The sequence below is a fragment of the Olleya sp. ITB9 genome (genome assembly GCF_001315805.1).
GTDB classification, from domain to species: Bacteria; Bacteroidota; Bacteroidia; order Flavobacteriales; family Flavobacteriaceae; genus Olleya; species Olleya sediminilitoris.
Window position 1 is genome coordinate 25,318 of record NZ_BCBW01000025.1, and the last position, 23,664, is coordinate 48,981.

Annotated in this window: 24 protein-coding genes; 13 read left to right on the plus strand and 11 right to left on the minus strand. The window is 30.9% G+C overall.

The window, feature by feature from the left end:
- Positions 1–34: 34 nt before the first annotated feature.
- Positions 35–664: a 7-carboxy-7-deazaguanine synthase QueE gene (locus ITB9_RS06795; RefSeq protein WP_054851659.1), complete on the minus strand. Its 630-nt coding sequence runs from the start codon at positions 662–664 to the stop codon at positions 35–37.
- A gap of 98 nt (positions 665–762) precedes the next feature.
- On the opposite strand from ITB9_RS06795, the gene ITB9_RS06800 reads away from it, so the two are divergent.
- From ITB9_RS06800 to ITB9_RS06830, 7 genes are all read left to right on the plus strand, one after another.
- On the plus strand, positions 763–2,292 hold the full coding sequence (locus ITB9_RS06800) for a helicase HerA-like domain-containing protein (RefSeq protein ID WP_054851660.1): 1,530 nt from the start codon (positions 763–765) through the stop codon (positions 2,290–2,292).
- Positions 2,293–2,333: 41 nt separating this feature from the next.
- Positions 2,334–2,885 carry a hypothetical protein gene (locus ITB9_RS06805; protein WP_054851661.1) on the plus strand — a complete coding sequence of 184 codons (552 nt, stop codon included), beginning with the start codon at positions 2,334–2,336 and terminating at the stop codon, positions 2,883–2,885.
- A 13-nt stretch (positions 2,886–2,898) separates the two neighbouring features.
- Positions 2,899–3,162 (plus strand): hypothetical protein, encoded by a 264-nt coding sequence (locus ITB9_RS06810; RefSeq protein ID WP_054851662.1) that lies wholly within the window; start codon positions 2,899–2,901, stop codon positions 3,160–3,162.
- A 72-nt stretch (positions 3,163–3,234) separates the two neighbouring features.
- Positions 3,235–3,603, plus strand: coding sequence for a cupin domain-containing protein (locus ITB9_RS06815; RefSeq protein WP_028289280.1), 369 nt, complete (start codon positions 3,235–3,237; stop codon positions 3,601–3,603).
- 8 nt (positions 3,604–3,611) lie between these two features.
- Positions 3,612–4,451, plus strand: coding sequence for an alpha/beta fold hydrolase (locus ITB9_RS06820; protein WP_261975575.1), 840 nt, complete (start codon positions 3,612–3,614; stop codon positions 4,449–4,451).
- A gap of 4 nt (positions 4,452–4,455) precedes the next feature.
- Entirely contained in the window at positions 4,456–5,346 is an 891-nt protein-coding gene (rluF, locus tag ITB9_RS06825) for a 23S rRNA pseudouridine(2604) synthase RluF (RefSeq protein WP_054851663.1), read from the plus strand.
- Positions 5,347–5,348: 2 nt separating this feature from the next.
- The gene (locus ITB9_RS06830) at positions 5,349–5,771 is read left to right on the plus strand and encodes a VOC family protein (protein ID WP_054851664.1); all 423 of its coding nucleotides are present in this window, start codon (positions 5,349–5,351) and stop codon (positions 5,769–5,771) included.
- Positions 5,772–5,790: 19 nt separating this feature from the next.
- On the opposite strand, the gene ITB9_RS06835 is transcribed toward ITB9_RS06830, so the two are convergent.
- The 4 genes from ITB9_RS06835 to ITB9_RS06850 all read right to left on the minus strand — a co-directional run bounded on the left by ITB9_RS06835 (position 5,791) and on the right by ITB9_RS06850 (position 10,791).
- Positions 5,791–6,624 (minus strand): hypothetical protein, encoded by an 834-nt coding sequence (locus ITB9_RS06835; protein ID WP_054851665.1) that lies wholly within the window; start codon positions 6,622–6,624, stop codon positions 5,791–5,793.
- Between the two features lie 85 nt (positions 6,625–6,709).
- Positions 6,710–7,591: a bifunctional 5,10-methylenetetrahydrofolate dehydrogenase/5,10-methenyltetrahydrofolate cyclohydrolase gene (locus tag ITB9_RS06840; protein ID WP_028289276.1), complete on the minus strand. Its 882-nt coding sequence runs from the start codon at positions 7,589–7,591 to the stop codon at positions 6,710–6,712.
- Positions 7,592–7,638: 47 nt separating this feature from the next.
- Complete coding sequence (gene ffh / locus ITB9_RS06845; RefSeq protein ID WP_054851666.1) at positions 7,639–8,967, minus strand: signal recognition particle protein; 1,329 nt, start codon at positions 8,965–8,967, stop codon at positions 7,639–7,641.
- 132 nt (positions 8,968–9,099) lie between these two features.
- Positions 9,100–10,791 carry a hypothetical protein gene (locus tag ITB9_RS06850; RefSeq protein WP_148638400.1) on the minus strand — a complete coding sequence of 564 codons (1,692 nt, stop codon included), beginning with the start codon at positions 10,789–10,791 and terminating at the stop codon, positions 9,100–9,102.
- Positions 10,792–10,933: 142 nt separating this feature from the next.
- Between ITB9_RS06850 and ITB9_RS06855 the strand changes: the two genes are divergently transcribed.
- The 6 genes from ITB9_RS06855 to ITB9_RS06880 all read left to right on the plus strand — a co-directional run bounded on the left by ITB9_RS06855 (position 10,934) and on the right by ITB9_RS06880 (position 16,961).
- Positions 10,934–11,449, plus strand: a complete 516-nt coding sequence (locus tag ITB9_RS06855) for an RNA polymerase sigma factor (RefSeq protein WP_054851668.1) — start codon at positions 10,934–10,936, stop codon at positions 11,447–11,449.
- Between the two features lie 67 nt (positions 11,450–11,516).
- A complete protein-coding gene (locus tag ITB9_RS06860; protein ID WP_054851669.1) occupies positions 11,517–12,416 on the plus strand; it encodes a FecR family protein in 900 nt (299 codons plus the stop codon).
- On the plus strand, positions 12,409–14,682 hold the full coding sequence (locus ITB9_RS06865) for a TonB-dependent siderophore receptor (RefSeq protein ID WP_261975576.1): 2,274 nt from the start codon (positions 12,409–12,411) through the stop codon (positions 14,680–14,682). The genes ITB9_RS06860 and ITB9_RS06865 overlap by 8 nt, the downstream gene beginning before the upstream one ends.
- 77 nt (positions 14,683–14,759) lie before the next feature.
- Positions 14,760–15,362, plus strand: coding sequence for a TetR/AcrR family transcriptional regulator (locus ITB9_RS06870; RefSeq protein WP_054851670.1), 603 nt, complete (start codon positions 14,760–14,762; stop codon positions 15,360–15,362).
- A 53-nt stretch (positions 15,363–15,415) separates the two neighbouring features.
- The gene (locus ITB9_RS06875) at positions 15,416–16,219 is read left to right on the plus strand and encodes a haloacid dehalogenase type II (RefSeq protein ID WP_054851671.1); all 804 of its coding nucleotides are present in this window, start codon (positions 15,416–15,418) and stop codon (positions 16,217–16,219) included.
- 7 nt (positions 16,220–16,226) lie between these two features.
- Complete coding sequence (locus ITB9_RS06880) at positions 16,227–16,961, plus strand: SDR family oxidoreductase (RefSeq protein WP_054851672.1); 735 nt, start codon at positions 16,227–16,229, stop codon at positions 16,959–16,961.
- Positions 16,962–17,032: 71 nt separating this feature from the next.
- Here ITB9_RS06880 and ITB9_RS06885 read toward each other — a convergent pair whose 3' ends face one another.
- The 6 genes from ITB9_RS06885 to ITB9_RS06910 all read right to left on the minus strand — a co-directional run bounded on the left by ITB9_RS06885 (position 17,033) and on the right by ITB9_RS06910 (position 23,638).
- Entirely contained in the window at positions 17,033–17,947 is a 915-nt protein-coding gene (locus tag ITB9_RS06885) for a dimethylarginine dimethylaminohydrolase family protein (RefSeq protein ID WP_054851673.1), read from the minus strand.
- 66 nt (positions 17,948–18,013) lie between these two features.
- Positions 18,014–19,300 carry a citrate synthase gene (locus ITB9_RS06890; protein WP_028289268.1) on the minus strand — a complete coding sequence of 429 codons (1,287 nt, stop codon included), beginning with the start codon at positions 19,298–19,300 and terminating at the stop codon, positions 18,014–18,016.
- A 183-nt stretch (positions 19,301–19,483) separates the two neighbouring features.
- Positions 19,484–20,779 (minus strand): phosphopyruvate hydratase, encoded by a 1,296-nt coding sequence (eno, locus tag ITB9_RS06895; RefSeq protein ID WP_028289267.1) that lies wholly within the window; start codon positions 20,777–20,779, stop codon positions 19,484–19,486.
- Positions 20,780–20,929: 150 nt separating this feature from the next.
- Positions 20,930–22,033 carry a glutamine-hydrolyzing carbamoyl-phosphate synthase small subunit gene (gene carA, locus ITB9_RS06900; RefSeq protein ID WP_028606958.1) on the minus strand — a complete coding sequence of 368 codons (1,104 nt, stop codon included), beginning with the start codon at positions 22,031–22,033 and terminating at the stop codon, positions 20,930–20,932.
- 87 nt (positions 22,034–22,120) lie between these two features.
- Positions 22,121–22,585 carry a 50S ribosomal protein L17 gene (gene rplQ / locus ITB9_RS06905; protein WP_028289265.1) on the minus strand — a complete coding sequence of 155 codons (465 nt, stop codon included), beginning with the start codon at positions 22,583–22,585 and terminating at the stop codon, positions 22,121–22,123.
- 60 nt (positions 22,586–22,645) lie between these two features.
- A complete protein-coding gene (locus tag ITB9_RS06910; protein WP_028606956.1) occupies positions 22,646–23,638 on the minus strand; it encodes a DNA-directed RNA polymerase subunit alpha in 993 nt (330 codons plus the stop codon).
- Between the last annotated feature and the right edge of the window lie 26 nt (positions 23,639–23,664).

Consider the following 23,664-nt stretch of genomic DNA (forward strand, 5'->3'; position numbering starts at 1 on the left):
ATGATTAATAGCTATAGTGCAATAATACAACTATTTACGGAATATTTAGGTATTTATGCGTTTGTAAAGATACTTTCCATTTTGGGTTAGCCATAACATAATCAACAATCATAGGTATCATTGTGTCACGTTTACTCCATTCTGGTTGCAGATATAAAATACAATTATCGTTTACTTTTTCGGCTTGGGCTTCAGCAAATTTAAAATCGTCTTTATTGTATATAATACATTTTAACTCATGAGCCTTATCATAAACGCCTTGAGTTGGAAGTTTCATTTTTTTAGGAGATAAGCAAATCCAATCCCATTGACCAGTTAACTCATAAGCACCAGAGGTTTCAATATGTATTTTACAGCCTTCAGCTTTAAGCTTATTAGTTAACGCTGTCATGTCCCAAGTTAAAGGCTCGCCACCAGTAACCACAACAGTGTCACTATATTTTTTTGCATTTGCTACTATTACATCTGTACTTGTTGGAGGATGTAAATCTGCATTCCAACTTTCTTTAACATCACACCAATGACAACCAACATCGCAACCACCAATTCTTATAAAATAAGCAGCAGTTCCTTTATGATATCCTTCACCTTGAATGGTATAAAACTCTTCCATTAAAGGCAACATCAATCCTTTGTTTACTAAATCTTGCGTCTCTTGCTTCATAGCTTGCAAAGATAATCTTATATGTTGAAAGTTTTAAATATTTAAAGTTGAAAGTTTTTGAGCTACAATTAGTATTTTTACGACAAATATTTTTTAAAATGAGTAAACAAGACCAGTTTTTTAAACACATCACAGAAGGAAATACTTGTAAAGGTGACTTTATTACACTTGGATCTGCCATGTTAGATGGTCAAACGGTTAAAGATGCTTTTGTAAATGTCCCATTAAAAACCATGAATAGACATGGTCTAATTGCAGGTGCAACAGGAACTGGTAAAACAAAAACGTTACAGGTTTTAGCAGAGAATTTAAGTGACAAAGGGGTTCCGGTTTTACTTATGGATATAAAAGGTGATTTAAGTGGCTTAGCACAACCTAGTCCTGGTCATGTAAAAATTGACGAGCGTCATGCTAAAATAGGACTTGACTTTGAAGCCAAAGGTTTTCCTGTAGAAATTATGTCGCTATCAGAACAAGATGGCGTTAGGCTTCGTGCAACTATTAGCGAGTTTGGGCCTGTTTTATTATCTAGAATTTTAGACCTAACAGATACACAATCTGGTATAGTTGCTGTTATTTTTAAGTATTGTGATGACAACAAACTACCGCTTTTAGACCTTAAAGATTTTAAAAAAATATTACAATACTGTACCAATGAAGGTAAAGACGAATTTAAAGAAGAATATGGTCGCATCTCTTCAGCTTCAACAGGAGCTATTCTTAGAAAAGTAATTGAAATTGAACAACAAGGTGGTGATTTATTTTTTGGAGAAAAAAGTTTTGAAGTCGAAGATTTACTACGTACCACAAGAGATAGTCGAGGTTATATAAACATTATTAGGCTAACAGACATACAAGACAGACCCAAGTTGTTTTCTACATTTATGCTAAGCTTACTAGCTGAAATTTACGAAACCTTACCAGAACAAGGAGACTCTGGACAACCAGAATTAGTCCTATTTATAGACGAAGCACATTTAATTTTCAACGAAGCTTCAAAAGCATTATTACATCAAATAGAAAGCATCGTAAAACTTATACGTAGTAAAGGGGTTGGACTATATTTTGTAACACAAAACCCAACAGATGTACCAGAAGGTGTTTTAAGTCAATTAGGTTTAAAAATTCAGCATGCTTTACGTGCCTTTACAGCCAAAGACAGAAAAGCCATTAAATTAGCTGCACAAAATTATCCAGATACAGATTATTATGACACTGCCGAAATCCTAACCGCTCTTGGTACTGGTGAAGCATTGGTATCTGCACTTGATGAAAAAGGTAGACCAACACCATTAGCTGCAACAATGATGCGTGCACCAATGAGTAGAATGGACGTGTTAACAAACAACGAATTACAAAATTTACTAGACGATTCTAAATTAGTTTTAAAATATAACGAAACCATAGATCGTGAGAGTGCTTACGAGCTATTAAACAAAAAAATTGATAAAGCCGAAGCTTTACAAGCGCAAGAAGATGCAAAAGCCGAAAAAGAAAAGGCTAGCAAGCAAACCAAAACAACCTCAACACGTCGTCGTAGCACAGCACAAAACCCAATAATAAAGGTTTTAACCAGTGCAACATTTATAAGAAGTGTTTTTGGTATTTTAAAACGAGTAATGAAATAATATTTTTCGCTTTCGCGGAAATCACATAACCAATAATAACAATGAAAAAAACAATATTATCCCTAAGTTTATTAACCTTAATATTATCATCTTGTAACAACGAAGCTGATAAATTTTTAGTTGCCAATCAAAACATTGGATTATTAACAGACTCTACTCAAGTTAAAGATTTAAAAAATATTTTTGCGGAAGACTCATTAATAAACCCAATAGCTGGTGACGAGTTTTCAGGCACATTAAATACTATTGATATTTATGAAAATGGAGGAAAACTATTATTAAGCTTAACTCCTAAACAAGCGCTAGACTCAACAGCTACAATATCTAGCATCAAAATTAAAGACCCAAGATTTAAAACAGATAAAGGCATAAACAGTAAAAGTACATTTGGAGATATTAAAGCCAACTATACGATTACTAAAATTCAAAACTCTTTTAAAAGCGCCTCTATTTTTGTAAAAGAAACAGATGCTTTTTTCTTAATTGATAAAAATGAATTGCCAGCAGAATTTAGATTTAATATGACTAAAACTATTGAAGAAGCTAATATACCTGAAACTGCAGCAATAAAATCTTTTATCTTAGGTTGGTAAACTATCATTAAAAATGAATACCAAATCAATACTTAATGACACTATAAAATGGTGGGAAAGTAAAAGATTGATTTACAATATTATTGTTGGATTAGTTGGGTTAATTACTATATTAATAATACAACCAATACATTTTGGATTTTTTGAATGTATTGGAATAATTATTTGGGGAATTGGAGCTAATATTTTTTTTAGCCTCGGAATATTAGTAGAAATTTTTGATTTGTACTATTTTAAAGGAAAACTTAAATTATATAACTACAGACTATTATTTTAATATTAGGCTTATTTTTTGCTTGCTGGATTACTTATACCAATGTAGTCAGTTATTATTTTTATCTATTTTAATATGAAAAATAAAAAATACACAATACAAAACAGCCCTTTTGTTGTTCCAACAACAGACGGAAAACTAATAGAAGAACACGTAGGTTTAGCAACCGATGGTAATAAAGACATCAGTATTGCACATATGGTAGCTCCTGCTGGTTGGAGTGAACCATTTCAAACACCAGAATTTGATGAGTACACCTATATTATAAGCGGAAAAAAACAATTTATAATTGATGATGAACAAATTGTACTTGAAGCTGGACAATCTATTAAAATAGAAAAAAACACACGTGTACAATACTCTAATCCATTTACTGTGGCTTGCGAATATATTGCTATTTGCACACCAGCATTTTCAATGGATTTAGTAAACAGAGAAGATTAAAAAACATAATGAAAAAAACAATTGCTAAAGTACTTCCTAAAATAATTGGTAACAGTTTAAATGCTATAAGCTACATAGCTCCAAAATATGCAAGCGTAAAAGCTTTAGATATATTTGCAACCCCTAAAAAAGGACGTTTAAATCCAAAACAAAAAGCATTTTTAAACACTGCAACCCAATCCACTTTAGATTATAACGATTTAAAAATACAAACCTATAACTGGAAAGGTACTAAAGAAACTATTTTATTAGCCCATGGATGGGAAAGTAATAGCTTTAGATGGAAGCAAATTATAACAGATTTACAAGCTCAAGATTATAACATTGTAACTTTAGATGGTCCTGCACATGGACAATCTTCTGGAAAACAATTTAATGCGATTTTATATTCAGAGTTTATAAATGTAGTAGCCAATCATTATAATCCAAATGTTATTGTAGGTCATTCGGTTGGAGGTATGTCTTCAATATTTTTTCAACATAAATATCAAAATAAAAGTCTAGAAAAAATGGTGTTACTTGGTGCTCCTTCAGAGTTTACCAAAGTATTTAAAAACTACGTTAATATGCTAGGTTATAATAAACGTATAGAAAATGGTTTAAACCAAATTGTACTAGAACGTTTCAATTATAAACCTTCACATTTTTCGGCTGCCAAGTTTTCAAAAGAAATTAATTTACAAGGATTAATAATTCACGATACACAAGATAAGATTATTAAATATGATGAAGCTAAGTTAATTTCATCTAACTTTAAAAATTCAACATTAATAACAACTGAAGGTTTTGGTCATGGATTACGCGATAAAAGTGTAAATCAAGCTGTGGTAAACTTTATAAACGCCTAATATTTTGGAAGAAAAACTAACAAGACTTAATAAATACCTCAGCGAAGCTGGTTATTGTTCTCGTCGTGAAGGCGATAAATTAATTGATGCTGGACGTGTCACAATAAATGGTGTTGTACCAGAAATGGGCACTAAAGTAAGTCCAAATGATGTGGTTGCAGTTGATGGAGAAATTATTACAAAATCTAACCAAAAACCGGTTTACTTAGCCTTTAACAAACCCGTTGGAATTGTTTGTACTACAGATACTAATGTTGAAAAAGACAACATTATAGATTTTATAAATTATCCTAAACGTATTTTTCCAATTGGAAGATTAGATAAATTAAGTGATGGATTAATCTTTATGACAGATGATGGTGACATTGTAAACAAAATATTACGTGCCAGTAACAATCATGATAAAGAGTATATTGTGACGGTTGACAAACCAATATCGCAAACGTTTATTAAAAGAATGGCTGGAGGTATATATCTTGAAGATTTGGATAGAACCACAAAAAAATGTGTAGTAAAAAAAATAGACTCGCATACCTTTAGCATTATTTTAACCCAAGGTCTAAACAGACAAATTAGACGTATGTGCGAATATCTAACCTACGAAGTGACCTCACTTAAACGTGTTAGAATTATGAATATAAAGCTTGATGTTCCTGTTGGAGAGTATCGTGAGTTTACTGAAAAAGAATTAAAAACATTACACTTACTTTTAGAAGACTCGACTAAAGTACACGAAGCTAAAACTAACAACGAAAACTCTTCTAGGATTAGCAAAGCTAGTAAAGATAGACAATCCAAAAATAAACCTGAAGCTGAACAATCTAAAAGAGAAGATACAAGTCGATCAAGATCTAATCAAGATAGACCTATAAGAAACAGACGTAAAAAAGATTAATTATGAGTAGTATATCTCCTTTTCATTTAGCAATTCCTGTACATAACCTTCAAGAGTGTCGTACTTTTTATAGAGATATTTTAAACTGTGAAGAAGGACGTAGTAGTGACCATTGGGTAGACTTTAACTTTTTTGGTCATCAGTTAGTTATTCATTTTAAAGAAAAAACAGATGAAGACACTTCAGCTAATGAAGTAGATGGAAAACAAGTGCCTGTACCACATTTTGGAGTGGTTTTAGATTGGGACGTTTTTACAACTTTTGAAAACGATTTAAAAACCAAAAACATCAACTTTATTATTGAGCCTTATGTTAGATTTGAAGGTCTAGTGGGAGAACAAAAAACCATGTTTTTTAAAGACCCTTCTGGTAATGCTTTAGAGTTTAAAACCTTTAGGGATCAATCGCAGTTATTTGCTAAATAAAGCACTTTAAAATTAATTACTAATTATCAAATGTTTGAGTAGAATTAACTACAATCAAATCTTTGTTTTGTAATTTAAGTGTAGTTAAATAATTTAATGATGGACAACATCGTCCATCATCTTCTGCATAGCAAGAAGACTTACCATATATTAAATTATTTTCTATTTTATCTAATTGAATAAAACCTTGACATTCAGTAATTTCCCAATTAGATTTAGTGGTTAAAAATGAAAAACTAGCATCTTTTTGTTGTAAAAAAACAAATAAATCTATCCACCATACATTACCTCCACCTCCACCACCTTCTGTATTAACAGGAATAATCATATCCTCTAAACCATCATTATTTAAATCTCCGTAGTACAAAAACTTTTTATCTCTAACTCTAGGTAGTGTAACAGCCATTTGAAAAAAACCATATTTCTCATCGTCATTTTCTGGTTTTGCATAATATATTAAAGAGCGTAAACTATCACTTTTAGTATCCACTAAAATGGTTTCTTTACCATAGTTTACATTATAGTAATTAAGAATATGATTACTAACATTAGTGTCTAGAAAAAATTTTTGTTTAGTTAAAAATCCATCAAACACATATACAGTATCATTCGCTTTTTGAATGCCAACCCATTCTCCTTTAATTATCTTGTTATTATCTTCAATGTCTTGAAAAACACCTGTTCGATATATAACAGAAACCGTTTGATTTAAATCAAATTTTCCTAATATTTTATCCTTTGGAGATTGTCTATAATTTAGACCAGATTCTGCTGAAACATAATATTTTTCAGCTTTTTTTTTAGAAAAACTTTTTAATGAGCTTGTTTCTAAAACTTCATCTTTACAACTCACACTTGTTATTAAAAGATAAACAAGTGTGAGTACGCTAAAATATTTCATTGTAAAGAATATTTGATTTGTTATTTATAAATAACAATTATCTATTATTGTGTCTTTCTCTAGCCAATAGTGTGTTTTTAAGCAGCATTGCTATTGTCATTGGTCCTACTCCACCAGGTACAGGTGTGATGTGGCTTACTTTTTTACTAACGTTTTCAAAGTCAACATCTCCAGTAATACGGTAACCTCTTTCTTTGGTCTCATCTGGTACACGTGTTATACCAACATCAATAATTACAGCATCATCTTTTACCATTTCTGCTTTTAAGAAATTAGGTACACCTAATGCCGAAATGATAATATCTGCTTGACTTGTTATTTGCGTTATATTTTTGGTGTGACTGTGAGTTAAAGTCACTGTACTGTTACCAGGAAAACCTTTACGTCCCATTAAAATACTCATTGGTCTTCCTACAATATGAGAACGTCCAATCACGACAGTATGCTTACCTTTAGTATCAACTTGGTATCTATCTAACAACTCTAAAATACCAAAAGGAGTTGCAGGTATAAAAGTAGACATGTCTAGTGCCATTTTACCAAAATTCATTGGATGAAAACCATCCACATCTTTATCAGGATGTACAGCCATTAATACCTTTTGCGTGTCTATTTGTTCTGGTAATGGTAATTGGATAATAAAACCGTCAATATCACTATTATTATTAAGTTCTTCAATTTTATCTAACAATTCAACCTCACTTGTTGTGTTAGATAATCTTACCATTGTAGACTCAAAACCTACACGTTCACAAGCTCTAACTTTACTTCCTACGTAAGTTAAACTTGCTCCATCATTACCGACAATAACTGCTGCTAAATGAGGAACTTTCTCATTGTTAGCTTTCATTTTATCAACTTCGGCTTTGATTTCGTTTTTAATATCGTTGCTGACTTTTTTACCGTCTAAAATTGTCATTTTTTTAGTTGTGTGTTAGTTAATTATATAAAATAAAAAAACATGAGTTACCTCATGTTTTTCATTGCATTCATCATTGCTTTTCCTTTTCCTCCTTGCATCATTTTCATCATCTTGCTCATCTGATTAAATTGTTTTAGAAGTTGGTTTACTTCTTGAACAGAAGTACCAGATCCTTTACCAATTCGCTTTTTTCGACTGGCATCGATAATTGAAGGGTTAGTTCTTTCTTTAACAGTCATGGAGTGAATAATGGCTTCAATACCTTTAAAGGCATCGTCATCAATATCTATATCTTTCATCATTTTACCTGCTCCAGGAATCATCCCAATCAGGTCTTTCATGTTACCCATTTTTTTGATTTGCTGGATTTGCTTTAAGAAATCGTCAAAACCAAATTGGTTTTTAGCAATCTTCTTTTGAAGTTTTCTAGCTTCAGCTTCATCAAATTGTTCTTGAGCTCTTTCAACAAGTGATACAACATCTCCCATTCCAAGAATACGATCTGCCATACGTGAAGGATAAAAGACGTCAATAGCTTCCATCTTTTCACCTGTACCAATAAATTTAATTGGTTTATTTACTACAGATTTAATTGATATTGCTGCTCCACCACGTGTATCTCCATCTAACTTAGTTAAGATAACACCATCAAAGTTTAAGACATCATTAAAGGCTTTTGCTGTATTTACAGCATCTTGACCAGTCATTGAGTCTACCACAAATAATGTCTCTTGCGGTTGTATAGCTTTATGGATGTTAGAGATTTCTGTCATCATGGCTTCATCTACAGCTAAACGACCTGCTGTATCTATAATCACCACATTGTGTCCATTTTGCTTTGCATATGCAATACCTTCTTGTGCTATAGCAACTGGATCTGTATTACCTTTATCACTGTAAACATCTACTTTTATTTGATCTCCTACTACGTGTAATTGATCAACAGCTGCTGGACGATATACATCACAGGCAACTAATAAAGGTTTTTTAGTTTTTTTGTTTTTTAAGAAATTAGCTAACTTACCAGAAAATGTAGTTTTACCAGATCCTTGTAAACCTGACATTAATATAATGGTTGGTGTACCAGACATATTGATGCCTTCAACATCTCCACCCATTAATTGTGTTAGCTCATCTTTTACAATCTTAACCATTAACTGTCCTGGTTGTAACGTTGTTAATACGTTTTGACCAAGCGCTTTTTCTTTAACGGTATTAGTAAAATTTTTGGCTATTTTAAAGTTAACATCGGCATCTAAAAGTGCTCTACGTACTTCTTTTAGGGTTTCGGCAACGTTTACTTCTGTAATACTACCATGACCTTTAAGTACATGTAACGCTTTATCTAACTTTTCGCTTAAATTATTAAACATAAATTTTCTGATTTTAAGAAGCACAAAAATAGGAATTTGAAGCGTATTTACGAAGTTTAGATTATAAATAATTACATAAAAAAAGGCTGCTAAAATTAGCAACCCTTAATCAACTTAACTAAAACTAAATTTTTAATCGCAATCTTTATCTAAAACAACTTCAATATTGCTATTTGTTACTTCATGTAATATTATTTGATTTGCAGTACACTCTACCACATAATAGTCTCCATCTAAAATCTGTACATTTCCTCCTGAAATATCTGATAAAGTAACCACAACCTGTCCTCCATCTTGAGATGTAGACCAGTTACCTGTGTAGTTTTCGTTATCTGAATTTATAATCATGCTTTGATCATTTTCAAAATTTATATTGAAAATATTAAAACTAGAATCACCTTCATAATTTGAAATTACCCATTTACAATCTTGTAAAATACCGTCAACATCACCTTCAGTACAAGATGAAGCACAATTTTGTACAATTAAATTCACAGTAAATATTTGAAATTCGTTTGGATTATTTACATGCTCTACTCTTACATAAATCACTTCAGTACTTGACATATTAGTGTATGGAGAAGCTAAAGGATTTACACTAGCATTGGCATCTGCTTCTGTATTAAAATAAAAAATATTTAGAACACTTGATGTACAGTTTGGATAAAGCTCGTCTAATACAATTGCAGTTTGAAGGTCCAAACTTCCGTCGTCATCACAGACTGTAAATGTTATGTCTTCAAAACAACTGTAAGCGAAATTAACATCACAATTTTGCTCTAAAACAACTAAGGCTTGGGTATTCATATTATATAATTCAAATAGATTTGTTTGACTACAATTGTCTATGATCCAAGATCCTGATAAATCTTCCCAATTAGTATCTAAATCTAATATAAATTGATTATCATCATTTTGACTAACCGTCCAAACACCATCATGTACTGGGTTACCATAAAGGTTATATGTTACAAAACTATAGTCTACATTATATTGAATGTAATAACTATTTAATGGATCTGTTGTGTTATACACTGGTAAATTCCAAATGCATTCTTTTAAGGCTAATTCTATTGCTTGATCTGTACAATCAGTATCATAAAAATTAAAGTCATCGTCTTCATCACAATCATTTTCAGCTTCAGCTATAGCAATTTCTAACTCTTGATTACTATTAACTTCTATAGTGTTGCCATCTGCTAAAATTAAAGTTACAGGAAAATTTAAACTAGTTATTACTGATGCGTTTAAGCTTTCTAAAAACAGGTATAAAGCCTCGTCATTATCTACGGTTACTGTTTCGCTAACTTGGAAATCTGTATCGTAAATAGAAAATGCTATTGGATACTGGATGTCTATACATTCAATATCATCATCAACTTCATTTTCATCATTACAAGTATTAATAAGTGCTAATAATTCTGATTCAGTATTAATAGTTATTGTTGAATAATCATTAAGTGTTAACGTTATAGGATAGCTAAACTGAATGGCCTCTTGACCCATTGTAAAGGTTTGAAACAATGTTTCTAGTTCTGCGTATTCTTCTATACTCTGAATTGTTATTGTAACACCATTTGTTGTAATTGTTACAGGTAAGACAACCTCTACACAGTTAGCATAATCTATGATATTGTCTACAGACCCATCATTTAAAGCGACCATAGACATGAGGTTGGCTGTGTCAGAATTAGCTTCAATAACATCCTCTTGCTCAGGATTTACAATATCTGAAACTTCGTCTTGACAGGACAACACTAAGGTTAAAAACAATATTGGTAAGTAAAAATAAAATTTGAACGGTTTAAAACTAAAGATCTTCATTTTGATTTTTTTTTGGTTATTTCTTCTTTTCATAGCAATAATTATAGCTTGCTGAATATAAAACAACTCATGTACAAATAATCCTACCTTAATTAAAAAAAAATAGTTCTATTATTGTAAATTAATTATCTAAAGTTATTTAATGCCTAAACAGTTACATCAAAATATTTGTGATAAATCTTTATTTGAATCGTTTTTTAAAACGCATGCTAAAAACTTACATGACTTTTTGTTTTATAAATTTGGAACGCATTTAAATCCTGAAGATAAAGCACAAGAAGCTTTTGTTAAATTATGGGAAAACTGTAAAAAAGTACCACCCAATAAAGCTAAAAGTTATGTGTTTACAATTGCAAATAATTTAATGTTAAACGAAGTAGCGCATCAAAAGGTTGTACTAAAACATCAAAAAACAATAACCACACACCACACAAATTTGTCTCCTGAATTTTTATTAGAAGAAAAACAATACAGACAAAAACTAGAACAAGCTATTGCAAATTTAACCGAAGCACAACGTGTCGCATTTTTATTAAATCGAGTTGAAGGTAAGAGATTTAAAGAAATTGCTACCTTACTAGATATTAGCACAAAAGCAGTAGAAAAGCGTATTTATGGTGCCTTGAAAAAATTACGTCAGGAAATTGATGAATTATAAATAAAAAATTTATTTCTTTAGGGTAGGATTTTTCGCTACTAACTTGTTTTATTGTTGAATTGAAGTTATGGATAAAGAACAATTAATATTAAAATGGTTAGATAATAACCTGACACCACAAGAGCTTGAAGCATTTAAAGCTCTTGAGGATTATGATGCTATTATTAAATTATCTAATTATAGTCAAGGTTTTAAAGCTCCTAATTTTGATACCGAAGCAAATTATAATGCTGTTTTATCTAAAGTAAACAAGACACCTAAAGCTAACAAAAATTGGTGGACACCTGTTTTAAAAATTGCTGCAATTTTAGCAATTTGTTTTGGTGCTTATTATTACACAACCACTTTAGATACTGTTATTGTAACACAATTAGCTGAAAAAAGCATCATTGAATTACCTGATAATTCTTCTGTAAATTTAAATGCACAATCAAGTATAACTTACAATACAAACCAATGGACCTCTAAAACACGTGAAGTTTCACTAAAAGGAGAAGCATTTTTTAAAGTCGAAAAAGGTAGCACTTTTAATGTCATAACACCTTCAGGTACAGTTACTGTTATTGGAACACAATTTAATGTAAAACAACGTTTAAATTATTTTGAAGTTACTTGTTTTGAAGGTATTGTAAGCGTACAATCAAATGATAAAAAAACAATATTAAATGCAGGTCAATCGTTTTTAATTATCAATAATAAAACCATAAATAGTCATCCTGTTACAAAACATAATCCTGATTGGATCAACAATGTTAGTAGCTTTATTAGTGTTCCGTTAAACCAAGTATTAGCAGAATTTGAAAGACAATACAACGTTAAAATTGATGCTAAAAACTTTGACCAAAACGTATTGTTTTCTGGTAAATTTGCGCATGATGATATTACAATTGCATTGCAATCCATAACACAACCATTGCAGTTACAATACAAAAAAGTTAACAACACTATTATTTTAACGCGTGAGTAAATCGTTAAAAGCTACTGTACAAATATTTATATTACTGGTTTTTAGCTACTCTGTTTATGGCCAAAAAAAGCAGCCTCTTTTAGATGTATTATCAACCTTAGAGTATCAATTTAAGGTTAGTTTTTCTTATGCAGATCAAACCATAAAAGGTGTTATGGTTACCTATGATAGTAAAGACGAATTATCTAGTATTTTAAGTAACATAGAAAATCAAACAGGTTTAAAATTCAATCTCTTAGATGATCATTTTATTACCGTTTCCACAACAAAAAATAATTTTAGTTTTCAAAAACTAGACGAAGTTGTTGTCTCCAATATACTTACAAAAGGTATCCATAAAAACAAATCTGGTAACATAACTATTAGTCCTAAATCTTTTGGATTATTACCAGGTCTGATAGAACCTGATATTTTACAAACCATTCAAGCTATTCCTGGTGTTTTAAGTGTAGATGAAACCGTTTCAAACATTAATGTAAGAGGTGGTACACACGACCAAAATCTAATACTTTACGATGGAATAAAAATGTATCAATCTGGTCATTTCTTTGGACTAATATCTGCATTTAACCCTTATTTAACAAAACACGTTGAGGTTATTAAAAATGGTACTACTGCACGATTTGGCGACGGAGTTTCGGGTGTTGTAGACATGCAATTGTTAGACAACACAAATCAAGATTTAAATGCAGGAATTGGTTTAAATATGATTACAGCAGATGGCTTTGCTGTCATTCCGTTAGCCAAAGACACACAACTACAATTAGCAACTAGACGATCTTTAACAGATGTATTAAACACACCTACTTATAATCAATATTTTAAACGTGTCTTTCAGGATTCTGATGTAACAAATAACGAAACTTATACCACAAGTAAAGAGGTTTTTAGGTTTAGTGATATTGCATTAAAATTATTACATGATTTAAGTCCCAAAGACAAGATTAGATTTACACTTTTAAACATATTCAATCAATTAGATTTTGAAGAAACCTATAACAGTGATACTTCACAAAACACAAGTAACCAATTAATACAACAAAACCGAGCATCTTCCATACAGTATAAACGAGATTGGAACCATCAGTTTACAACTAATTTTAGTGGTTATTACACCAATTACGATTTAAAATCTACAGATTACGACATCACCAATAATCAACGTTTAGTACAAGAAAACAAGGTCATTGATAATGGATTTAATCTTGATGCCAATTATAAATTCACCCCTTTAATTAACGTTAATACTGGGCTTCAATTTAGTCAAATAGCAATAAGTAATATAGAAGAAATCAACACACCTTTATTTAAACGTAATCTTAGACGTGTACTTCGTACTTTTAGCGCTTTCGCGGAAACTGAGCTTCGTACAAAAAATAAAAAAACAGTATTAAAATTAGGAGTACGACATAACTATTTCAGGAAATTCAATATTTCTATTACAGAACCAAGACTATATTTAAGTCATCATTTTTTGAAACATTTTAAAGCCGAAATTACAGGTGAACATAAAAGTCAAAGTACTTCACAAATTATAGATTTCCAAAATGACTTTTTAGGTGTTGAAAAAAGACGATGGGTTTTAGCCAACAATAACACAATACCAATTCAAAAAAGTAAACAAATTAGTTTAGGACTATCCTTTAATAAAAATAAATGGTTGATTAGTACAGAAGGCTATTACAAACTAGTCGATGGTATTACTACACGTAATCAAGGATTTCAAAATCAATACCAATACACCAATGCATTAGGTCGCTATGATGTCAAAGGAATTGATGTTTTAATAAATAAAAAAATAAAAGATTTTAGTACTTGGGTTAGCTACAGTTACAGTAATAACAACTATGTATTTAAAGCCCTAAATCAAGGTCAAAAATTTGCAAGTAATTTTGATGTACAACATCAAATAAACTTTGGTAGCACCTATAATTGGCAACAATTAAAAGTTGCATTTGGTGTAAATTGGCATACAGGAAAACCTTACACTCAACCAGATGCTCAAAATCCAATATTAAATAACACCATCAACTATCAAAAACCAAATAGTAGTCGTTTGGATGATTATATAAGAGCTGACCTATCCTCTACTTATCAATTTAAATTAGGACAAAATAAAGCCGAATTTGGAGCTTCAATTTGGAATATTTTAAACAAAGAAAACATCTTAAATACCTACTACACCATAAATAATAATGAGATTTCTAAAATCGAAAACGTGTCATTAGGACTGACTCCAAATGTGAGTTTTAGAATTTGGTTTTAAATTCTCTTAAAATTAATTAACAAACTATTATAACTCACAAAAACATACTAACTGGTATTTTTTTATATTTTTACGTCATGCAGCAAGAATTAAAATCAGAATTAACTAAACAATTAATACTAGATAACGCCTTTAATCTTTTTTACAAGTCTGGATTTAAATCTACTAGTATTGATAAAATAATGAAAGCTACAACTTTAAGTAAAGGAGCCTTTTACCATCATTACAAAAACAAAAAACAACTTGGATTAGAAGTCATAACTTTAAAAGTTGAAAAAAGAGTTGTTAATGGAATGATTTTACCTTTAAAACAAACTGGTAATGCATTTAATATATTGGAAAATGTATTTTTAAATCGCTTAAAATCTTTTCCCTTTTTTGAAAAACAACATGGCTGTCCGATGAATAATTTAATTAACGAAATTGGTGATCATGAAGTTGCTTATCAATTAGCCCTTAAAAACATAGTAGAAAACTGGAAACTATCTTTAATGACTTTAATAGAAAGAGGTCAAGCTGAAAAAACTATTAAAAACACGCTTTCAAGTAAAGCAATCGCTGTTTACTTAATTAGTGCGTTTGAAGGTATTAGAGGTATTAGAAAATTGTATAATGATGATTTAATACTGGATGACTACCTTCTAGGACTATCTATTTATCTACGACAAATTAAAAATTAATTTTTTTTAACCTAAAACATACCAACAAGTATGTTTTAAGAACATCAAATAAAATGAGTAACAAAAGAAGAGATTTTATTAAAAATACAGCTTTATTAAGTTTAGGTGGAGCTGCAATACCACAATTTGGAATGGCTAATTCAACAGACAATAATTCAAATTCTAAAATAATAACAGATCTAAGACCAAAAGTCTTATTTTTTGATGTTAACGAAACTTTACTTGACCTAACAGCCATGAAAAAAAGTGTAGCAGATGCACTTGGTGGTAGAAAAGATTTATTAAAATTATGGTTTACCACAATGCTACAATACTCATTGGTATCAACTGTTGGAAGACAGTATAATGATTTTGGTATTATTGGTGCAGCAGCTTTACAAATGGTCGCTAAAAATAACGGAATTACACTTACGGAAGAAGATGCAAAAAACTCTATTTTAGGACCTATTAGATCATTACCTGCTCACCCAGAAGTTAAAGCATCATTACAAGCACTAAAAGATGCTGGTTATAAATTAATATCTTTTACAAACTCATCTAACAAAGGTGTTAAAACACAATTTGAAAACGCTGGCTTAACTCAATATTTTGATGATAGGTATAGTATTGAAGATATTGGTAAATTTAAACCACATACTGATGCTTATGATTGGGCTGCTAGAAAAAGTGGTTTAAATCCAAACGAGTGTATGTTAGTTGCAGCACATGGTTGGGACATTGCTGGAGCCATTTGGGCTAACTGGAGAACTGCTTTTGTTAGTAGACCAGGCGCTCAACTTTATCCTTTAGCTGATGCACCTGAAATAAATGAATCTAATTTGAAATTAATTGCAGAACAACTAATAAAACTAAAATAAAAAGCATATGAAACTTAAAAATAAAGTCATAATTGTAACAGGATCTTCTAGAGGTATTGGAAAAGAAGTCGCAATTGTACTAGCAAAAAATGGTGCTACAGTAATTGTTAATTATTCAAATAGTGAAGAAGAAGCTAATAATACAGTCAACACTATTACTAATAATGGAGGATTAGCAATTGCCATACAAGCCGACGTAAGTAATAAAGATGAAGTCACTAAGTTATTTGATAAAACTATTGAAACTTATGGAAAAGTAGATGTTTTAGTTAACAATGCTGGAATTATGATTTCTAAACATTTAAAAGATACTACAGAACAAGATTTTAAAAGACAATTTGAAGTTAATGTTGGCGGAATATTTAATACATTACAAGAAGCGGATAGTAAGCTTGCTGATAATGGAATTATTATTAACTTTTCATCAAGTACTACAAAACTAATGTTACCAACCTATTCTATATATTCTGCAACAAAAGCAGCTGTTGAACAGATTACAAGAGTATATTCTCAAGAAATAGGTCGTGGTATTTCTGTAAACGCTATTGCTCCTGGAGCGACAGAAACCGAACTATTTTTAAAAGGAAAATCTGAAGAGACTATTAAAAACCTAGCCTCTAAAACTGCTTTTAATAGACTAGCTAAACCAATTGATATAGCAAATGTTGTGTTATTTTTAGCTAGTGATGACTCTAAATGGATATCTGGACAAGTTATTGGGGCCAATGGTGCATTAGTTTAATGCAGAGATTATAAATAAAAAAACGTCCAAAATCTAATTTTGGACGTTTTTATAAATTTTTAAACAACTATCTAATCTCTTAATAAAGGCATTGTACTACATCTTAACAAACCTTCTTGCTTTGCTATTTCAGCATAAGGAACTTCTTCAACTGTAAATCCTTTGTCTCTTAACCAAGTATTAAGTCTAGTAAAATTTTGTTCTGAAATAATAACGTTTTCAGAAATACTAAATATATTACTATTCATATTAAACATTTCTTCCTTAGAAATAATAAAACAATTGTCTTTTCCAAAAAAGTTTAATAACCATTCAAATTCAGACTCATCTCTAAAACCTTCTTTGTGTAAAATAGCTTTATTAGTTCCAATTGGTTGAAAACAGCAATCTAAATGTAAGGCGTTATCATATGGATTAGTTTGAGATTTATTTAAATCAAAGCTCATTACTTTTTTATCCGGAAATTGTTGGGTAATAAAATCAACTCCTGCCTTATTTGTTCTTGCAACAATATAATCAGAGTAGTCTTCACCTCTGTAAGTTCCCACAAAAATATAGTCATTCCATAACATTACATCACCACCTTCAATGTGTACTTCCTCTGGAGGTCTAATTACTTTTTCAGGATTTATTTGGTCTATAACGTATTGTATTGCTTCTAATTCGTTTTCACGATCTGGAAGAATATTTGCTTTAATAAAAACATCATCAATAACAAACGCAATATCTCTAGCAAAAATTTGATTACAATCTTTGATTAATTCTGGTCTATAAACTTTAACATCATATTTTTCAAAAATAGTTACTACTGCTTCCATTTCATTAACCATATCTGCTTCAATTGGATAAGTACCTGCTTTGATATGCAATAAAGATTTTGGATCGTAAGCTTCTTCTAGTTTTGGTGTTGGACCATTACTAGCTGCTGTTCCTAAAACGACAGCTCTTAATCTAGAGGTTTCGTTTTTTACATTAATTTTTAACATAAAGTAAAGATATAAAAAAGCTTCATAAATATTTATGAAGCTTTTTATTGTGTAATTTATTAATTTTTATCTTTCTGAAATTGACTTGAAAGATCTTAAGTTTTCACCAATGTAAATTTGTCTTGGACGTCCGATTGGTTCTTTACGTAGTCTCATTTCTTTCCATTGTGCAATCCAACCTGGTAAGCGACCTAAAGCAAACATTACAGTAAACATTTCTACAGGAATACCCATAGATCTGTATATAATACCTGAATAGAAATCTACGTTTGGATATAGTTTTCTTTTAACAAAATAGTCATCGCTTAAAGCTTCAGAGGCTAAACCTTTAGCAATATCTAAAACTGGATCTTCAATTCCTAAATCACCTAAAACTTCATCTGCAGCAACTTTAATAATTTTTGCTCTTGGATCAAAGTTTTTGTAAACTCTGTGTCCAAAGCCCATTAAACGGAAAGGATCTTCTTTATCCTTAGCTTTAGCCATAAACTTTTTAGTGTCTCCACCATCTTCTTTAATAGCTTCTAACATTTCTAATACAGCTTGGTTTGCTCCACCATGTAATGGTCCCCAAAGTGCAGAAATACCCGAAGATAAAGATGCAAATAATCCTGCGTGAGATGATCCAACAACTCTTACAGTTGATGTAGAACAGTTTTGCTCATGATCTGCATGAAGGATTAATAACTTATCTAAAGCATTTAACAAGATGTCATTTTGTACGTAATCTTCATTTGGCTTTTCAAACATCATTTTTAAGATGTTTTCCACATAGCCTAAGTTTTTGCTTCCGTAATTTAAAGGTTGCCCTTTTCTTTTACGCATTGTCCATGCTACTAATACAGGGAATTTACCTAATATCTTAACTATGGCTTTGTACATATCCTCTTCAGAATCTACATTTACAGAAGACGGATTAAATGCTGTTAAAGCACTAGTTAATGAAGATAAAACTCCCATAGGGTGAGCTGACTTAGGAAAAGCTTCTAAAATTTTCTTTAAGTCTTCATCAACATGAGATTCCTCTTTAATATCACTATGAAACTTGTCAAGTTGATCTTGCGTTGGTAATTCACCAAATATTAACAAATAAGCTACTTCTAGGAAATCTGCTTTTTCAGCTAATTCTTCAATAGAATATCCTCTATATCTTAAGATTCCTTTTTCTCCATCTAAAAAGGTAATAGCACTTTCACAAGACCCTGTGTTTTTAAAACCTGGATCAATTGTAGTAACTCCCCCTGTAGCAGATCTAAGTGTTTTGATATCTATTCCTATTTCATTTTCAGTACCTACAATTAATGGAAAGTCGTGTTTTTCTCCATTAATTTCAAGCGTTGCTTTATTTGACATGTATATTGATTTATTTGATGTTAATTTGGTCTGTAAATTTACAAAAACTATAACGATTTAGAAAGCGTATTTATAATGCTTTTAACAATTTTAGTATAAGAAATCTTTATTGCTAGTATTAAAACCAAAAAGTCTTCCAAAATTAATTGAAAGACTTTATTAAATTTTTAATTTAAAATTAAATTATCGTTTAATTTTAAATGCATTTTCTTTTGGATAGTAAGCTACGTCACCTAATTCTTCTTCTATACGAAGTAACTGATTGTACTTAGCCATACGATCACTTCTAGATGCAGATCCTGTCTTAATTTGACCACAATTTAAAGCAACTGCTAAGTCTGCAATTGTATTATCTTCTGTCTCACCTGATCTGTGTGACATTACTGAGGTATAACCTGCATTATGAGCCATATTTACAGCTGCAATTGTTTCGGTTAATGTTCCAATTTGGTTTACCTTAATTAATATTGAATTTGCAATGTCTTGCGAAATTCCTTTTGATAAACGCTCTACATTAGTGACATATAAATCATCACCAACTAATTGTACTTTATCACCTATTTGTTCTGTTAAATATTTCCAACCTTCCCAATCATTTTCATCCATACCATCTTCAATAGAAATAATTGGATAATTTTTAGATAATTCAGCTAAATAATCAGCTTGCTCTTTACTTGTTCTTACTTTACCAGCTTCACCTTCAAATTTTGTGTAATCATATTTACCATCAACAAAAAATTCTGCAGCAGCACAATCTAAAGCAATCATCACATCATCTCCTAATGTATAACCAGCGTTTTTAACAGCTAAAGCAATGGTTTCTAGAGCATCTTCTGTACCACCTTCAAGGTTAGGTGCAAAACCACCTTCATCACCAACAGCTGTACTTAAACCTCTGTCATGTAATACCTTTTTAAGGTTATGGAAAATTTCAGTTCCCATCTGTAATGCATGTGAAAAGTTTTTAGCTTTTACAGGCATCACCATAAATTCTTGAAATGCAATTGGTGCATCACTATGTGATCCTCCATTTATAATATTCATCATTGGTACAGGTAGTGTGTTAGCACTAACACCTCCAACATATCTGTATAATGGCATACCTAACTCTGCAGATGCAGCTTTAGCTACAGCTAAAGACACTCCTAAAATAGCATTAGCTCCTAATTTAGATTTATTAGGTGTACCATCAATTTTACACATTAAGGTATCTATATAATTTTGTTCAAAAACATTAACACCTAATAACTCTTCAGCAAGTACTGAATTTACGTTATCAACTGCTTTAGTTACGCCTTTTCCCATAAATTTTTCTCCACCATCACGAAGTTCTACAGCTTCATGCTCTCCTGTTGATGCTCCTGATGGTACTGCTGCTCTACCAACATAACCATTTTCTGTTTCTACATCTACTTCAACAGTTGGGTTTCCTCTTGAATCAAAAATTTGTCTCGCGTGAACATTAATTATAATACTCATATATGTGATTTTTAGTTTATTAATTTCAAATTTAATATTAAATTTTCAGCTATAAATAGGAAATATACAAGAAATACATAAAATTTTATCTATAACGATTTAGTAAAAGAAAAAAGACAACGAATATTTAAAATCGTTGTCTTTTTAGTATTACTTATTTTTTATATTTTCTATAAATTGATCAAATAGATAAGAAGAGTCGTGTGGACCAGGACTTGCTTCTGGATGATACTGAACAGAAAACACATTTTTAGATTTCATTTTTAAACCAGCAACTGTATTGTCGTTTAGATGAACATGTGTAATCTCTAAATCAGGATGAGCTTCTGCCTCTTCTCTATTGACTGCAAAACCGTGATTTTGAGAAGTTATTTCACCTTTACCTGTTACTAGATTTTTTACAGGATGATTAATTCCTCTATGACCATTATGCATCTTGTAAGTTGAAATACCGTTAGCTAAAGCAATAACTTGATGACCTAAACAAATACCAAATAAAGGCAAATCATTTTCAATAACTTGTTTTGCTAATGTTTGTGCTTCTACCAGAGGTTGAGGATCACCAGGACCATTTGATAAAAAATATCCATCAGGATTCCATGCTTTTAAATCTTCAAAAGTAGAGTTATAAGGAAACACCTTTACGTAAGCATCACGTTTAACAAGGTTACGTAGTATATTTTTTTTGATTCCAATATCCAAAGCTGCTATTTTAATTGAAGCGTTTTCGTCACCAACAAAATAAGGCGTTTTAGTAGATACTTTAGAGGCAAGCTCTAAACCATTCATAGATGGTATCTCTGATAATTGTTTTTTAAGAGAATCAACGTCATCAACTTCAGTTGTAATAACAGCATTCATGGCTCCATTATCTCTAATATAGCTTACTAATGCACGCGTATCAACATCTGAAATAGCTAATAGGTTATTTTCATTTAAGAAATCTTCTAATGAACCATTAGAGTCTTCTCTAGAATAATCATAACTGAAATTTTTACAAATCAAACCAGCTATTTTAATTGAATCAGATTCTACTTCTTCATCATTAACACCATAGTTACCTATGTGTGCATTGGTCGTTACCATTAATTGACCAAAATAAGATGGATCAGTAAAAATTTCTTGATAACCAGTCATACCTGTATTGAAACAGACTTCTCCAAATGCAGATCCCTCTCTACCTACAGCTTTACCATGAAAAATGGTACCATCTTCTAATAAGATTAATGCTTTTTTTAATTTTTGATACTTCATAGTCTTTAAAAAAGTTTAGCAAAATTGCATAAAAAAAAGGATAATCTAAAATAGATTATCCTTTTTATATTAAATGCTTATTAACATTTATTCTTCTTCGTTAGTTGCTACAGGTGGAGTAACTGTTTTATTACTTCCTCCTCTTCTACTTCTACGAGTCGATTTTTTAGCTTTTTTATCAGCATTGTAGATTTCGTTGTAGTCTACTAATTCGATCATAGCCATATCAGCGTTATCACCTAGACGGTTACCTAACTTGATAATTCTTGTATATCCACCTGGACGATCACCAATTTTAGCAGCTACGTCTCTGAATAATTCAGTTACAGCTTCTTTTTGACGTAACTTTGAAAAAACGATACGTCTATTATGAGTAGTATCATCTTTTGACTTAGTAATCATTGGCTCAATAAATCCTTGTAATGCTTTAGCTTTTGCAACCGTAGTATTGATACGTTTGTGCTCTATTAAAGAACAAGCCATGTTAGCTAACATTGATTTTCTGTGAGCTGTTTTTCTACCTAAGTGGTTAATTTTTTTTCCGTGTCTCATGACATTTAAAATTTAATCATCATCTTGCTTCTACTCTTTTGAGGAGCAAAATATGATGTATTAGTCTTTATCTAGTTTATATTTTGATAAGTCCATTCCGAAATTAAGACCTTTAACATTTACTAATTCTTCTAGCTCAGTTAAAGATTTTTTACCGAAGTTACGGAACTTCATTAAATCATTTTTATTAAAAGATACTAAGTCTCCTAAAGTATCTACTTCTGCAGCCTTTAAACAATTAAGAGCACGAACAGATAGGTCCATATCAACTAATTTAGTTTTAAGTAACTGTCTCATATGAAGAGATTCTTCATCATAAGTTTCAGTTTGTGCAATTTCATCAGCCTCTAATGTTATACGCTCATCAGAGAATAACATAAAGTGGTGTATTAAAGTCTTAGCAGCTTCTGTTAAGGCATCTTGAGGACTAATTGATCCGTCAGTTTGAATTTCAAAAACTAATTTTTCATAGTCAGTTTTTTGCTCTACACGGTAATTTTCAATGCTATACTTAACATTTTTGATTGGTGTGTAAATTGAATCAGTAAAGATTGTTCCAATAGGTGCTGAAGCTTTTTTATTTTCTTCTGCAGGAACGTAACCTCTTCCTCTTTCAATAGTGATTTCCATGTTAATGTTAACCTTAGAATCAAGATTACAGATAACTTGATCTGTATTTAAAACTTGAAATCCAGATATAAACTTCTGAAAGTCACCTGCTACAATTTTGTCTTGACCAGAAATAGAAATAGAAATTGACTCATTGTCAACATCTTCTATTTGACGCTTAAAACGAACTTGTTTTAAGTTTAAAATTATTTCTGTCATATCTTCAACAACACCTGCGATTGCTGAAAATTCGTGATCTACACCTTCTACTCTAACAGATGTGATAGCAAATCCTTCTAAAGAAGATAATAAAACTCTTCTTAAAGCATTTCCTACTGTTAGACCGTAACCTGGTTCTAATGGTCTGAATTCGAATTTACCTTCGAAATCAGTAGAATCAATCATGATTACTTTGTCGGGCTTCTGAAAATTAAATACTGCCATATGTCTTCGTTTTAATTGTTATTTAG

What these genes read in the sequence shown, in the direction of transcription:
- ITB9_RS06795 (WP_054851659.1), bottom strand. Translation starts at nt 664, where the DNA reads ATGAAGCAAGAGACGCAAGATTTAGTAAACAAAGGATTGATGTTGCCT.
- ITB9_RS06800 (WP_054851660.1), top strand. Translation starts at nt 763, where the DNA reads ATGAGTAAACAAGACCAGTTTTTTAAACACATCACAGAAGGAAATACT.
- ITB9_RS06805 (WP_054851661.1), top strand. Translation starts at nt 2,334, where the DNA reads ATGAAAAAAACAATATTATCCCTAAGTTTATTAACCTTAATATTATCA.
- ITB9_RS06810 (WP_054851662.1), top strand. Translation starts at nt 2,899, where the DNA reads ATGAATACCAAATCAATACTTAATGACACTATAAAATGGTGGGAAAGT.
- ITB9_RS06815 (WP_028289280.1), top strand. Translation starts at nt 3,235, where the DNA reads ATGAAAAATAAAAAATACACAATACAAAACAGCCCTTTTGTTGTTCCA.
- ITB9_RS06820 (WP_261975575.1), top strand. Translation starts at nt 3,612, where the DNA reads ATGAAAAAAACAATTGCTAAAGTACTTCCTAAAATAATTGGTAACAGT.
- ITB9_RS06830 (WP_054851664.1), top strand. Translation starts at nt 5,349, where the DNA reads ATGAGTAGTATATCTCCTTTTCATTTAGCAATTCCTGTACATAACCTT.
- ITB9_RS06840 (WP_028289276.1), bottom strand. Translation starts at nt 7,591, where the DNA reads ATGACAATTTTAGACGGTAAAAAAGTCAGCAACGATATTAAAAACGAA.
- ffh (WP_054851666.1), bottom strand. Translation starts at nt 8,967, where the DNA reads ATGTTTAATAATTTAAGCGAAAAGTTAGATAAAGCGTTACATGTACTT.
- ITB9_RS06850 (WP_148638400.1), bottom strand. Translation starts at nt 10,791, where the DNA reads ATGAAGATCTTTAGTTTTAAACCGTTCAAATTTTATTTTTACTTACCA.
- ITB9_RS06855 (WP_054851668.1), top strand. Translation starts at nt 10,934, where the DNA reads ATGCCTAAACAGTTACATCAAAATATTTGTGATAAATCTTTATTTGAA.
- ITB9_RS06860 (WP_054851669.1), top strand. Translation starts at nt 11,517, where the DNA reads ATGGATAAAGAACAATTAATATTAAAATGGTTAGATAATAACCTGACA.
- ITB9_RS06870 (WP_054851670.1), top strand. Translation starts at nt 14,760, where the DNA reads ATGCAGCAAGAATTAAAATCAGAATTAACTAAACAATTAATACTAGAT.
- ITB9_RS06875 (WP_054851671.1), top strand. Translation starts at nt 15,416, where the DNA reads ATGAGTAACAAAAGAAGAGATTTTATTAAAAATACAGCTTTATTAAGT.
- ITB9_RS06880 (WP_054851672.1), top strand. Translation starts at nt 16,227, where the DNA reads ATGAAACTTAAAAATAAAGTCATAATTGTAACAGGATCTTCTAGAGGT.
- ITB9_RS06885 (WP_054851673.1), bottom strand. Translation starts at nt 17,947, where the DNA reads ATGTTAAAAATTAATGTAAAAAACGAAACCTCTAGATTAAGAGCTGTC.
- ITB9_RS06890 (WP_028289268.1), bottom strand. Translation starts at nt 19,300, where the DNA reads ATGTCAAATAAAGCAACGCTTGAAATTAATGGAGAAAAACACGACTTT.
- eno (WP_028289267.1), bottom strand. Translation starts at nt 20,779, where the DNA reads ATGAGTATTATAATTAATGTTCACGCGAGACAAATTTTTGATTCAAGA.
- carA (WP_028606958.1), bottom strand. Translation starts at nt 22,033, where the DNA reads ATGAAGTATCAAAAATTAAAAAAAGCATTAATCTTATTAGAAGATGGT.
- rplQ (WP_028289265.1), bottom strand. Translation starts at nt 22,585, where the DNA reads ATGAGACACGGAAAAAAAATTAACCACTTAGGTAGAAAAACAGCTCAC.
- ITB9_RS06910 (WP_028606956.1), bottom strand. Translation starts at nt 23,638, where the DNA reads ATGGCAGTATTTAATTTTCAGAAGCCCGACAAAGTAATCATGATTGAT.